The organism is Frankia sp. BMG5.60, from assembly GCF_059428125.1.
In genome coordinates this window covers 4,634,485-4,646,037 of record NZ_CM182091.1, presented here as the reverse complement: position 1 = coordinate 4,646,037, position 11,553 = coordinate 4,634,485, and the positions used below count along the sequence as shown (strand labels likewise).

Genomic DNA, 11,553 nt, shown 5'->3' with positions numbered 1-11,553 from the left:
TTCTGGATGAGTAACTCGTCGTCACCAGCCCTGCGGGTGGTGAACCTTGCGAAGACCTTCGGCGGGGCCCGGGCGTTGAAGGACATCAGCCTGGAGATCGCACCAGGCGAGATCCACGGGCTCGTCGGCGAGAACGGGTCAGGGAAATCCACCTTTGTGAAGATCCTTTCGGGCTACCACAGCCCGGAGCCGGGCGGTGTGATCGAAGTCGGTGGGAACGAGCTTTCCTTCGGTAAACCCGCCGATTCGCACGCCGCCGGGCTCCGGTTCGTGCACCAGGATCTTGGGCTTATCGACGACCTCAACTGCGCCGAGAATCTGGCCCTCGGCCGGGGATTTGACACCGCGTTCGGCCGACGTATCCGGTGGCGCTCCGAGCACGAGGCGGCGCGCAGGGCGCTGGCCGCACTCGGTTACGAGATCGACGTCCGCCGGCCGATCGGCCGCCTGTCGGTCAGCGAGCGAACCGCCATCGCTGTCGCCCGGGCGGTGTCCGACCACGGCGGGCGGACACACGTCATCGTCCTGGACGAGCCGACCGTCAATCTGCCCAAAGCGGAGATCCAGCGGCTCTTTCGGCTGCTCCGACTCATCCGCGACCGGGGCGTAGCGCTGATATTCATCTCCCATCATCTCGAGGAGATCTTCGAGCTCGCCGACCGTGTGACCGTCCTACGCGACGGCGAGGTAGTCGTGAGCCGTTCGGTGACCGAACTCAACCATGACTCCCTCATCGAGCTGATGCTCGGCCGTGCGCTACGCGCCGTGCGGAGTGACGCGCGGGCTGCCGCCGGCGCACCGGTGCTGACCGCGAGTGGCGTGTGCGGTCAGGTCGTTCAGGACGTCGACCTGACTGTCCACGCCGGCGAGGTGGTCGGCGTGGCGGGCATCACCGGGTCGGGCCGCGACGAGCTGGCTCGGCTCATCGCTGGCAGCGCGCCTTTCACTGGACGCGTCGCCATTGACGGTGAGCCGCTGCGGTCCAATCGCCCGGACCTGTTCATCAGAGCCGGCGTGGTGGGCGTCCCGGCGGAACGTACGGTGAACGCCGCGCTCCCCGACCATTCAGTCCGTGAGAATCTGACGATTTCCCACCTTGCGCCGTACTCCAGTTTTGGATTGCTGCGGCGCTCCGCCGAGCGCACCGACGTGCGCACCCTGCTGGAGAAGTTCGACATCCGCCCCGCGCGTCCGGAGCAGCCGATCGACTCGCTGTCCGGCGGTAACCAGCAAAAGGTCATGATCGCCCGAGCAATGCGGCTGGGACCGAAAGTACTCGTCCTCGACGAACCGACGCAGGGCGTCGATGTCGGAGCGCAGGCAGAACTGCACAGACTCGTCCGCGCGTCCGTCGAGAACGGTCTGGGTGTGCTCGCCTGCAGCTCCAGCAGCGAAGAACTCTCAGAGATCGCCGACCGGGTGCTGATAATGCGCAGCGGCCGCGTCGTCGATGAGCTCACGGCGCCGCTTGTCGCCGACGATATCAGCGCCGCGACTCTCGCTAAGCAGAAGGAGACAACGTGAGCACCACCGACACCGCGGCAACTTCGGAAGCGACGCGAGTAACCGGCCGCGACTCGGCTGGCCCCACGAAGCGCTCAGGCCGGATCATTCCGCGGCTGGGCCTCGATCGGTTCAGCGGCCTGTACGTGCTGGCCGCATTGATCATCGCCTACGGCATCTGGCTGCCCGACACGTTCCTGACGAGCCAGACGGCGCGCAGCGTCGCGGACGGCCAGGCGATAGCCGCCATCGTCGCCCTCGCGTTGGTGGTGCCGCTCGCCGCCGGAGTCTTCGATCTTTCCGTCGCTGCGACTCTGGGGTTCAGCGTCTGCCTGGTGGCGTGGCTGCAGGGTCATCATGTCAATGCCATTCTTAGCGTGCTGACTGCTGTTGCTGCCGGCATCGTCATTGGTGCTGTCAACAGCCTCGTCATCATTGTACTCCGGGTCAATTCTTTCATCGGGACCCTGGGAATGGGCAGCCTGCTGGCTGCCGGCTCCTACTGGATCACGGATGGCCAGACGCTGATCAAGGGTTTCTCGCCCGATCTACTCAAGGCCGGGCGCGCGCAACCAGCGGGCATTCCGGTGACGGTGTGGTACCTGGTTGGTATCGCCCTGGTCCTGTGGTTTGTCCTCGAGTACACGCCGGTGGGCCGGTATTTCTACGCGGTCGGCGCGAACCCGCAGGCCTCTCGGCTGGCCGGCCTCCGAGTGGACCGCCTGGTGGCCCGCTCGCTGATCCTCGCGGGGTTCCTGTCCGCCCTGGGAGGCGCGATTCTCGCCGCCAAACTGGGGCTCGGCAGTCCCGACGTGGGGCCGCCCTACCTGCTGCCCGCCTTCTCGGCCGCGTTCCTCGGCGCGACGCAGATCAAGTCAGGACGGGTCAATGTTCTCGGCACTCTTGTCGCCGTCTACCTGCTAGGTGTGGGAGTGAAAGGCCTCCAGCTCGCCGGTGCACCGTCGTACGTCGGTGACCTGTTCAACGGGGCTGCGCTCATCATCGCCGTCGCGCTCGCCGCCCGGACGAGCCGGAAGTGATTCGGCCGCTGGACCGACCGCAGCCAGGGAAGGTGCTGCTTGGCCTGTATCTCCAGTACCCGGTGTTCGGTGTCGTGCAATGTCTTCGCCGGTTGAAAACTAACTGCGGGGCGAGGCGGCAGGCAATCTTTCGGCCGGCACGGCTTCAGCCGACCAGAATCAGCTTGACTCCGACCGCATCATAGGTTCCACGCGCGCGTGCATCCCTTGTCTCGAGGGCCAGGCCATGCGCTTTGGCGGCGAGCGCCACCAGCCCGTCATACACGGCGCCCCCGGCGATGCCGAGTTGGCTCAGGGGCGTGTGGATTTTCTGGGCGGGCGGGGCGGGCCGCTCAGACCATTCCGATCCCAGCTGCGCCGCTGCCACTTCGATGCTCATCGGAGACCCGCACGGCCGTGGTCAGCTGCCAGGCGTCGGCGGGTCTCTGGGGTGGGGCTGTCTGCTTCGCCCTGGCTGCTTCCGTACCGGTTGCCACACAGGGGCGGAACGAGGGCTCGGCGCTGGCCCTCTGGGGAGCGAGGGATGTGTGGCAGTGCAGGTGGCAACGCTGGCCACCAGAGGGGTACTCCAACGGCCGGCTATGGACGCCAGGGCACGTGTGCGGACGTTCCTGGACGGTAGGGACCGGCCTGAAAAGCGGAAGGTCGGCGGTTCGACCCCGCCCCTGCCCACCACCTCTGAACAGGCCTCTTGTCTCTCCATGGAGATCGACTAGGGTCTTTTGTGGATCGCTATGTAGCAACGGGTGTAGCAACCTAAAGCGGCGGTCGGTCCGGGCATACCCCGCTGATCTGCATAAATACTCTAACTTGACCGTCCGCCGCAACATTTCGGGTCGTTGCTACACCGAGGGGCCCCGGCGGAATGCGGACTCACGGCAGTGGGGCAGGGCGCGCCTTGGACCTGCGGCAATGCGCGAAGGCGCGGTAGATGAACGTCCGCTGCAGCGGCGGATGGTCCACATTTCGCTCTCGCGGTAGTGCGTCAGCGATGGCCGACGTCGGCGACGTACTCGAGGACCCGCGGCCACCACTAACCGACCCATCACCTACCCGCCACGAGACCCATGTACTGGGTAGTCGGAGACTCCCGCCGACAGCGGTCCACAGCATTCTGGCACAGTGATGTCATGGCTGAGCAGGCTCCGGCCGCTTCGGATAGCCCGATGTCCAGGCGGCGGGAACAGGCACTTGTGGAGGTGATGCTGCGCCATCAGGTGCAGATCGATCCTGACGATCTCGGTGCTGTCCTCGATTTAGCTGCAGTCGGAATCGTCAACGGCGCCTGGCGCAACAGCCCTGTCGAGGACTGGCACAGCCAGGGACGACTGCGTGACGGCGACATGCTGCGGACCAATGCCCACACCTGCTGGCGGGTGCGTGAGATTGTCCGGCGATGGCGCGGCGACCTGGGACTCGGACCGCAGTCTCTGCGGGAGGCCTGCGATGGTCCTGACAGCGATGCGACCGACTGGCTCGCCGAGCGGATCTGGCGATGGCTGGTTAACCCCGCCAGACGGCTGCCAACAGGACCGACACTGGCCGAACTCGCCGGGAGCGACCTGAACGACTACCGCGACCACGCCGACGAGGCATTAGGCGGATTCGCGGCGATGGCGGAAGAGCGCGGGATGCTCTACGCGTTCTGGAAGGCGGCGGCTCTCGCGAACCTACATATAGCCGCCGTCCCTTGACCGGGCCGGCAGCGCTCTACTCTGCGGACGCGGTCGACTCGGTTGGGAGCACGTACTCCTCAGCCAAATTCGCCTTCCTCCACCGTTCGAAGAAGCCGTAGACGGTCTTCCAAGGCGGGAGGTCCGGGGGTCACGTCCGGTGGCGTGGTGTACGGAGGGTGACTCCGCGTGATCCTTGGTTTAGTTTATGCGGTGAGTGTTTCTGGTGTCACGCTGATCTCGGGTGTGTCGGCCGGCGTGTTCCCCGCGTCGGCTTTCCCGAGGATTTCCAGGCCGAAATAGCGGTGGGTTTCGATCCACTCGTCGTGTTGCTCGGCCAGGACCGCGCCGACGAGACGTATGATCGCACCACGGTCCGGGAAGATACCCACGACGTCGGTCCGCCGGCGGATCTCCTTGTTCAGCCGTTCCTGCGGATTCGACGACCAGATCTGCCGCCAGATCTCCCGCGGGTAGCCGGTGAACGCGAGCAGATCCGCTTTCGCCTCTTCCAGATGTGCGGCGGCGCGCGGTAGTTTCTCGGTGAGAGCGTCGACGACCCGGTCGAACTGCACGGCCACCTCGTTCGCGTCCGCCTGATCAAAGATTGTCCGGACCAATGTTGCGACCCACGGCTGCGACGACTTCGGTGTGAACGTCAACAAGTCGCGCAGGTAATGCGTCCGGCATCTTTGCCACGACGCGCCCGGCAGCGTCGCCCCGATCGCCGCGACCAGGCCCCGGTGGGCGTCCGAGGTCACCAGGCGGACCCCGGACAGGCCGCGGGCGACCAGCCCGCGGAAGAACGCCAGCCAGCCGGCCCCGTCCTCGCTGGACACGACGTCGAGGCCGAGGATCTCCCGGTGCCCATCGCCGTTGACCCCGACCGCGAGCAGGCAGTGGACGTTCACGACCCGGCCGTCCTCGCGGACCTTCATCGTCAACGCATCCGCCTGCACGAACCGGTACGGCCCGGCGTCCAGCGGCCTCGAGCGGAACGCCTCGACCTGGCCGTCGAGATGCTTCGCCAACTCCGACACCTGCGACTTCGAGATATGCGCCACCCCGAGCTGTTCCACGAGCTTGTCCACTCTTCTCGTGGAAACACCGAGCAGATAGGACGTCGCGACCACCGAGATCAACGCCTGTTCCGCCCGCCGCCGGCGTGTCAGCAGCCATTCCGGGAAGTACGAACCGGACCGCAGCTTCGGAATTGCTAGATCAATCGTCCCGGCGCGCGTGTCCCACTCCCGCATCCGGTACCCATTCCGACGATTCGTCCGATCCGGTGATATCTCCCCGTACTCCGCACCACAGATCCCATCTGCCTCAGCGCCCATCAACGCCTCCGCAAACGCCTTCACCATCGAACCCAACAGATCCGGACTCGCCGCCACCAGTTCCTTGCCCAGCCCGTCGGCGTCGGTCACAGTCGGACGCACGGCCATCGCGTTTCCTCCTCATCGAGTTGCCTTCGCATGTTTCTCGAGAGGATCACGCGGTGGCCGTCCCACGTCACGGACCGCCACTCCGGCGAGTCGTCAGACGATCACAACCCGTACACCACGTCTGTGGACTCAACTGGTCCGGGCAGCGCCCGCCACACGACTCCGTTGTGGGTCACGTACAGGATCGCGCCCACGATGTCGCGCCGGTCGTGCTTCTCGGGCCGGCCGTCTTCGGCTGCGGAGGTAGCAGTGGCTGTACGTAGGCCCACTCCGCGTCGGACATGCGGAAGGGCAGCCGCGGACTGCCGCGTCTGCCGCGCCGGCACCCGGACCAGCTCGTGAGGAGCCTCCGCCGACCGCTTCACCATCCCTTACGCGCCGCGCATACGCCTGGCTCCCCTGCGTGGAAGCCGCGTCCACGCCGCCAGCAGAAAGGTGCGAAACGGATAATTCGGGACAATCGATCGGTGTCCCGTGACTTTCTCGCTGCAGATCGGCGCAAGGGACCGTAAGTTCGGCGTAGAAGCGGTCTATAGTCGCCGATAGCTCCGCATCTGCGGGTTTTGTGCAGCGTCGCACACCCTGCGTTACACGCGCGGACGTTGCCATCCCCGGTGCGGACGGGCACATCTGCCCGCGTCGCGCACCCCTGACGCGAAGGTTGACGTGAGATCACATCTGTCCGTGCGTACGCGCACAGCGGGAACAGCACTGGTCCTGGGCACCGCGCTGGCGGTTGCCTTCCCGGCCGCGGCGTACGCCAACACCGTGGGCGTCACGGTGAAGTCACCCGGGGCTACCAGCGGTCCTGCAAGCGCCAACTCCGAGATCTCAACCCACGCGGACTGCAGTAGTGGCCTGATCTCCGGCGGTGGGATCAACCAGGCCACCGGCACCGGCAACGGCAACCACGTGATGGGCACCTCGCCCAGCTCGGACGGCTCCACCGAATACACCGGTTCCACCGGGGTTGTCGGCACGGACGTGACGCATTGGCTCGGGATCGGCGGAAGCGGCGGCCAGGTCGACAGTTCCTTCTCCACCACCCCCTTCGCGGTGTGCTTCACCAGCAACCTGATCAACCACACCCAGGTGGTCATGAACAAGACCAATGCGCCCACCAGCGGGTCGACGGTGGGCCTGGTCACCGCGACCTGTCCGGCGAACACGGTCCTGCTCGGCGGTGGGGCGCGCGCCACCCCGGCCAGTGTCGGCAACTTCAAACCGATCGCCAGCTTCCCCACCTTCACGGTGAGGTGGTGCCCGTTCTTCGGACAGTGATCCCTGTGGGATAATTGATCCGTGGACGGAGGATATTGATGGCGCAGTCACGCAGGCGGTTCACGCCGGAGTACAAGGACGAGGCGGTGAAACTCGTCCTCGATTCGGGTCGGCCGGTCTCGGCGGTCGCGAAGGATCTGGGTATCAACGAAGGCACGCTCGGCACCTGGGTCGCGTCCTGGCGGCGCGCGCACGAGAACAGCGAGGACGAGCCGCTGACGATGTCGGAACGGGCCCGGCTGCGGGAGCTGGAGAAGGAGAACCGGGAACTCCGGATGGAGCGTGAGTTCCTCTCAAAAGCGAGTGTGCCACGAACGCTGAAAGTTGCCTGTTAGCTGGGTGACGGACGGCGGTGCTGTACGAAAGATGGAGGATTGCAGGCCCTCCGGAGCCGCCCTTCGGGGGGAGGCTTCAAACCGCCCTCTGCCGCGTTGGCTGAAGACCGTCGTGGTGAGCGATGAGGGAAAAGGCGCACGTGATGCGTCAGGTGGGGTCCAGGAAGGGGCGACCTCAACAGGTCAGTGCATCAACCGCTATGCGATAGTAACAGCTGATCTAGCCTTTCGGCGGGCGTTTCCCACTCCAATGTCTGACGCGGCCGCCGGTTGAGGAGATCGGCTACGCGGTCGAGCTCCGCCTGTGTGTGCTCCGACAGATCAGTGCCTTTCGGAAAGTACTGGCGGAGCAGCCCGTTGGTGTTCTCGTTGCTCCCTCGCTGCCACGGAGAATGCGGGTCGCAGAAGTAGACCGGAACGCCGGTGGCGACGGTGAAACGGGCGTGGTCGGCCATCTCTGTGCCCTGGTCCCAGGTGAGCGACCGGAAAAGTTCCTCGGGTAGCGTCCGGACCTTCTGGGAGAGGATGAGCGCGACCCGGTCGGCATATCGGTCGTACGGCACGCGGGCGAGCATGACGAAACGCGTCTGGCGTTCGACCAGCGTGACGATCTGACTCTTCCCGCCCTTTCCGATGATCAGGTCGCCTTCCCAGTGCCCGGGCACCGCACGGTCGGCGACCTCGGCCGGGCGCTCGGAGATGCCGACCATGCCGGCGATCCTGGCCTGCTTCGGCCGGGTCGACCCCCGCGGCCGGCGCTCCGCTCGGCCCGACCGCAGCGCGAGCTTCAGCTGCGTGTTCAGCTCGCCGCGCGCCTGGACAAAAAGCGTCTGGTAGATCGTCTCGTGCGACACGCGCATCTCCGGGTCGTCCGGGAAGTCCTTCTTCAGCCGATTCGACACCTGTTCCGGCGAGAAGTCAGCCGCCAGCCGCTCGGCCACCACGTCGTGCAGCCGGACGTGCGTCTCCAGCTTGAACGCCTTCGGTCGCCGACGCTGCCCGTCGGCGCGTTTCTGCGCGTCCGCGGCGCGGTACCCGGCATTGCCTCCGTTGCGCGAGACCTCACGGCTGATCACCGACTGGTTCCGGTCCAGCCGCACCGCGATCATCCGGTGTGACAGTTTCTCGGCCAAGCCCCTGGAGATCGACTCCCGCTCCTCCAAGGTCAACTCGACGCCGCGCACTCAGCCCTCCGATCGGTGGATCACCTTTCTACCAGGACTGATGCACTGATCATCTGAGACCGCCAGGCGTTGCATCGAAAGTCCCGCGAGGGATTCACCGTTTGATAGCGTCGTTATTTAGAAGGTGTTTGAGATCGTCGGTTAGATGATTCTCTGTAGCGGTCGGGGACCGGGCCGGTGGGCGGGGGTGCGCCGGTCGATGCGACGGACCATGGTGCTGATCATGGCCCAGCGGATGAGGGATTCGGCGTGGTCGGGGCGGCGTTCGTAGTCGCGGGCGTGCCGGCGATGCGCGGTGATCCAGGAGAGAGTGCGTTCCACGACCCAGCGCCGTGGCAGGACGGCGAAGCCCTTCTGTCCGGCCGGCTTGCGTACGACCTGCACGGTCAGAGTCAGGATGCGGGCGGCCCAGTCGACGAACGTGCCGGCGAACCCGCCGTCGGCGAACACCAGCCGTAACCGCCGGCCGGCGAAATAGGTGTCGAGGAGAAGCCGCCGGCCGCCGACGGTGTCGTGCGTGCTCGCGGGCACGACCAGCACGGCCAGCAGCAGACCCAAAGTGTCCACGACGACAAACCGCTTACGGCCGTTGATTTTCTTGCCCGCGTCGTAGCCGCGGGAGACCGCGGGAACGGTGTCGGCGCCCTTCACCGACTGGGAGTCGATGATCCCCGCCGTCGGTTCCGGGTCACGTCCGTCCTGCCGGCGAGCCTGATCCCGCAGGGCGTCGTGGACACGTTCGGTCACACCCAGATCGTGCCAGCGGGCGAAGTAGTAGTAGACCGTCTGCCACGGCGGATAGTCCGACGGCAGCGCCCGCCACGCACAGCCGTTGCGCACGACGTACAGGATGGCGTCGACGAGATCGCGACGGTCGTGCTTCTCGCGGCGGCCGATCGACGCCGCCGGCGGCAGCAGCGGCTCGACCAACGCCCACTGGGTATCGCTCAGATCAGACGGATAGCGGTGACGGTGACGTCGCGGCATCCCCTGACCGTCACCCGCCCAACGACCCGGTCAGGCCCCTTCCCGGTGAGTGCACACCCATTGCACACCCCGAACATCACAGCCAGCTACCAGCCGGAGATCTCAAACACCTTCTTAGAGAAGTGGCATCAAAACCGGGTGTTATTGCTTGGCCCGGGATGAGCCTGGCGGTTGCCCGGATCGCTGGCCAGGTGGTGCCCGGCGCAGAGGTGGCGCGAGCCTGGACTGCGGCTTTCGTGCGGAACGTGGGAGGGCGTGCCCTGACACTGCCACCTTGGAAAGTGCGGCGAGAGGGAGAGTTCCAAGCGTTTGAATCGCAAGGAACTGAGTACCGTCGCGGGGCGCGCAGGCGGACCAGCTCGTAGTAGCGGTGAGGTTCCTGCCTGATGCGGTGGGAGCGGAGCGAAGGGGCTGGCTTGTCCGTGGTTCGTTTGCAGGATCAACCAGCGTGGCTGGGAGGAATCAGGTGAGCGGGCAGGTATCACCAGGAAAGTCGTTTGACATTTCCAAGTGGGAGGTGTGGCAGGCATATCGGAAGGTGGCGGCCAACAAGGGCGCTGCCGGGGTCGACGGGGTGGGCCTGGCGGAATTCGAGTCCGATCTGAAGGGAAACCTGTACAAGATCTGGAATCGGATGTCGTCGGGATCGTATTTCCCGCCTCCGGTAAAGGCGGTCGAGATCCCGAAGGTGCATGGCGCGGGAACAAGGATACTCGGTGTTCCCACCATAGGTGACCGGATAGCGCAGACCGTGGTCGCGACCCGACTGGAGAGCGTGGTGGAGCCAAAGTTTCACCCCGACTCCTACGGGTACCGGCCACGGAAAGGCGCGCTGGACGCCGTGGGGAAATGCCGGGAGCGGTGCTGGAAGTACGACTGGGTCATCGACCTGGACGTGCGGAAGTTCTTCGACACCGTTCCCTGGGACCGTATCATCGCGGCCGTCGAGGCCAATACCGCCTTGTCCTGGGTGATCCTCTACGTGAAGCGGTGGCTTGCCGCTCCCGTCAGGATACCCGACGGAACGCTGGCGGAACGCGACCGCGGAACCCCACAGGGATCCGCGGTCAGTCCCTTACTCGCTAACCTGTTCATGCACTACGCGTTCGACCTGTGGATGGTCCGGGAATTCCCGGCCTGCCCTTTCGAGCGCTACGCCGATGACGCGGTCGTGCACTGCAAGTCCCTGGCCCAGGCCCGGTTCGTACTGGACAGGCTGCGGAAGAGGATGGAACAGGTCGGCGTCAGCCTGCACCCGGAGAAAACCCGGATCGTGTACTGCAAGGACGGGAAGAGACGTGGCTCGCATGAGCACACGAAATTCACCTTCCTCGGCTTCACCTTCCGGGCGCGAGGGGTGCGGGCCCGGAACGGGAACGTGTTCACCGGGTTCGCCCCGGCGACCAGCAAGGACGCCATCAAGAAGATGAGCAGGAAAGTGAAGTCCTGGCGGCTTCACACGCTCACCGGTCACACGATGGACGGGATCGCCCGTGCGGTCAATCCTGTCATCCGGGGCTGGATGCAGTACTACGGCGCTTTCTACAAGACCGAGCTGTATCCGCTCCTCTACCGCATCAGCGCCTATCTGCTGCGGTGGATACGGAAGAAGTATCGACGACTGAAGACATTCGCCAAAGCGCACAAGGCGTGGAAGAGAATCACCTTGCAGTACCCCACGCTGTTCGCGCACTGGCGGTGGATTCACGGTTTCTGGTGAGAAGGGCGAGAAGAGCCCGGTGACGCGAGAGTGTCACGCCGGGATCTGCGGGAGCCCGGGGGTGCGATTCCCCCGGGCTACCCGACCCGCCTTCTTCGCGCAACGCCATCAGTGACCGACAAGTATCAGCTGATCGCCGCGGAGAAGGACTGCTACCCGGTACGAAACATGTGCCGATGGCTTGCGGTGTCCGCATCCGGTTTCTACGACTGGACCCGCCGGCCCTCCCCGACGAGCACGCGGCGGCGCGCCACGTTGGAAACCCGGGTTCGGGCATTGTTCGCCGCCTCACGGCAGACCTACGGGGCCCGGCGGATCGCCGCTGCCCTAGGGCGTGTCATGACGACTGTGTAAGCCGGAGGTGGACCAGGATCGATCTACC

10 protein-coding genes and 2 pseudogenes are annotated in these 11,553 nt (G+C 65.5%); 7 read left to right on the top strand and 5 right to left on the bottom strand.

Annotation, left to right across the window (positions count from 1 at the left end; all coding sequences use genetic code 11):
- Positions 1–6: 6 nt before the first annotated feature.
- Both AC5R91_RS19080 and AC5R91_RS19075 read left to right on the top strand, forming a co-directional pair.
- Positions 7–1,524 (top strand): sugar ABC transporter ATP-binding protein, encoded by a 1,518-nt coding sequence (locus AC5R91_RS19080; protein ID WP_261575045.1) that lies wholly within the window; start codon positions 7–9, stop codon positions 1,522–1,524.
- Positions 1,521–2,543, top strand: coding sequence for an ABC transporter permease (locus AC5R91_RS19075; protein ID WP_011601464.1), 1,023 nt, complete (start codon positions 1,521–1,523; stop codon positions 2,541–2,543). Before AC5R91_RS19080 ends, AC5R91_RS19075 begins: the two co-directional genes overlap by 4 nt.
- Before the next feature lie 145 nt (positions 2,544–2,688).
- Here AC5R91_RS19075 and AC5R91_RS19070 read toward each other — a convergent pair whose 3' ends face one another.
- Positions 2,689–2,922: a hypothetical protein gene (locus tag AC5R91_RS19070; RefSeq protein ID WP_495392708.1), complete on the bottom strand. Its 234-nt coding sequence runs from the start codon at positions 2,920–2,922 to the stop codon at positions 2,689–2,691.
- 751 nt (positions 2,923–3,673) lie between these two features.
- On the opposite strand from AC5R91_RS19070, the gene AC5R91_RS19065 reads away from it, so the two are divergent.
- The gene (locus AC5R91_RS19065) at positions 3,674–4,237 is read left to right on the top strand and encodes a hypothetical protein (RefSeq protein ID WP_495392707.1); all 564 of its coding nucleotides are present in this window, start codon (positions 3,674–3,676) and stop codon (positions 4,235–4,237) included.
- Between the two features lie 185 nt (positions 4,238–4,422).
- Here the strand turns inward: AC5R91_RS19065 and AC5R91_RS19060 are convergent, their stop codons facing one another.
- Both AC5R91_RS19060 and AC5R91_RS19055 read right to left on the bottom strand, forming a co-directional pair.
- Entirely contained in the window at positions 4,423–5,664 is a 1,242-nt protein-coding gene (locus AC5R91_RS19060) for an IS256 family transposase (protein ID WP_495392706.1), read from the bottom strand.
- 101 nt (positions 5,665–5,765) lie between these two features.
- Positions 5,766–6,032, bottom strand: coding sequence for a transposase (locus tag AC5R91_RS19055; RefSeq protein ID WP_495392705.1), 267 nt, complete (start codon positions 6,030–6,032; stop codon positions 5,766–5,768).
- A 316-nt stretch (positions 6,033–6,348) separates the two neighbouring features.
- On the opposite strand from AC5R91_RS19055, the gene AC5R91_RS19050 reads away from it, so the two are divergent.
- The gene (locus AC5R91_RS19050; protein ID WP_495392704.1) at positions 6,349–6,945 is read left to right on the top strand and encodes a hypothetical protein; all 597 of its coding nucleotides are present in this window, start codon (positions 6,349–6,351) and stop codon (positions 6,943–6,945) included.
- 38 nt (positions 6,946–6,983) lie between these two features.
- Positions 6,984–7,247: pseudogene (locus AC5R91_RS19045) on the top strand (transposase); the annotation flags it as partial.
- 224 nt (positions 7,248–7,471) lie between these two features.
- Here the strand turns inward: AC5R91_RS19045 and AC5R91_RS19040 are convergent.
- Together AC5R91_RS19040 and AC5R91_RS19035 are read right to left on the bottom strand one after the other, a co-directional pair.
- Positions 7,472–8,464 (bottom strand): IS30 family transposase, encoded by a 993-nt coding sequence (locus tag AC5R91_RS19040; protein WP_495392249.1) that lies wholly within the window; start codon positions 8,462–8,464, stop codon positions 7,472–7,474.
- Between the two features lie 141 nt (positions 8,465–8,605).
- Positions 8,606–9,451: an IS5 family transposase gene (locus AC5R91_RS19035; protein WP_495392703.1), complete on the bottom strand. Its 846-nt coding sequence runs from the start codon at positions 9,449–9,451 to the stop codon at positions 8,606–8,608.
- A 466-nt stretch (positions 9,452–9,917) separates the two neighbouring features.
- Here AC5R91_RS19035 and ltrA point away from each other — a divergent pair, with 466 nt between their 5' ends.
- Together ltrA and AC5R91_RS19025 are read left to right on the top strand one after the other, a co-directional pair.
- Positions 9,918–11,171 (top strand): group II intron reverse transcriptase/maturase, encoded by a 1,254-nt coding sequence (ltrA, locus tag AC5R91_RS19030; protein ID WP_495392702.1) that lies wholly within the window; start codon positions 9,918–9,920, stop codon positions 11,169–11,171.
- An 87-nt stretch (positions 11,172–11,258) separates the two neighbouring features.
- Positions 11,259–11,501: pseudogene (locus tag AC5R91_RS19025) on the top strand (IS3-like element ISFsp8 family transposase); the annotation flags it as partial.
- Positions 11,502–11,553: the final 52 nt, after the last annotated feature.

What these genes read in the sequence shown, in the direction of transcription:
- AC5R91_RS19080 (WP_261575045.1), top strand. Translation starts at nt 7, where the DNA reads ATGAGTAACTCGTCGTCACCAGCCCTGCGGGTGGTGAACCTTGCGAAG.
- AC5R91_RS19070 (WP_495392708.1), bottom strand. Translation starts at nt 2,922, where the DNA reads ATGAGCATCGAAGTGGCAGCGGCGCAGCTGGGATCGGAATGGTCTGAG.
- AC5R91_RS19065 (WP_495392707.1), top strand. Translation starts at nt 3,674, where the DNA reads ATGGCTGAGCAGGCTCCGGCCGCTTCGGATAGCCCGATGTCCAGGCGG.
- AC5R91_RS19060 (WP_495392706.1), bottom strand. Translation starts at nt 5,664, where the DNA reads ATGGCCGTGCGTCCGACTGTGACCGACGCCGACGGGCTGGGCAAGGAA.
- AC5R91_RS19055 (WP_495392705.1), bottom strand. Translation starts at nt 6,032, where the DNA reads ATGGTGAAGCGGTCGGCGGAGGCTCCTCACGAGCTGGTCCGGGTGCCG.
- AC5R91_RS19035 (WP_495392703.1), bottom strand. Translation starts at nt 9,451, where the DNA reads ATGCCGCGACGTCACCGTCACCGCTATCCGTCTGATCTGAGCGATACC.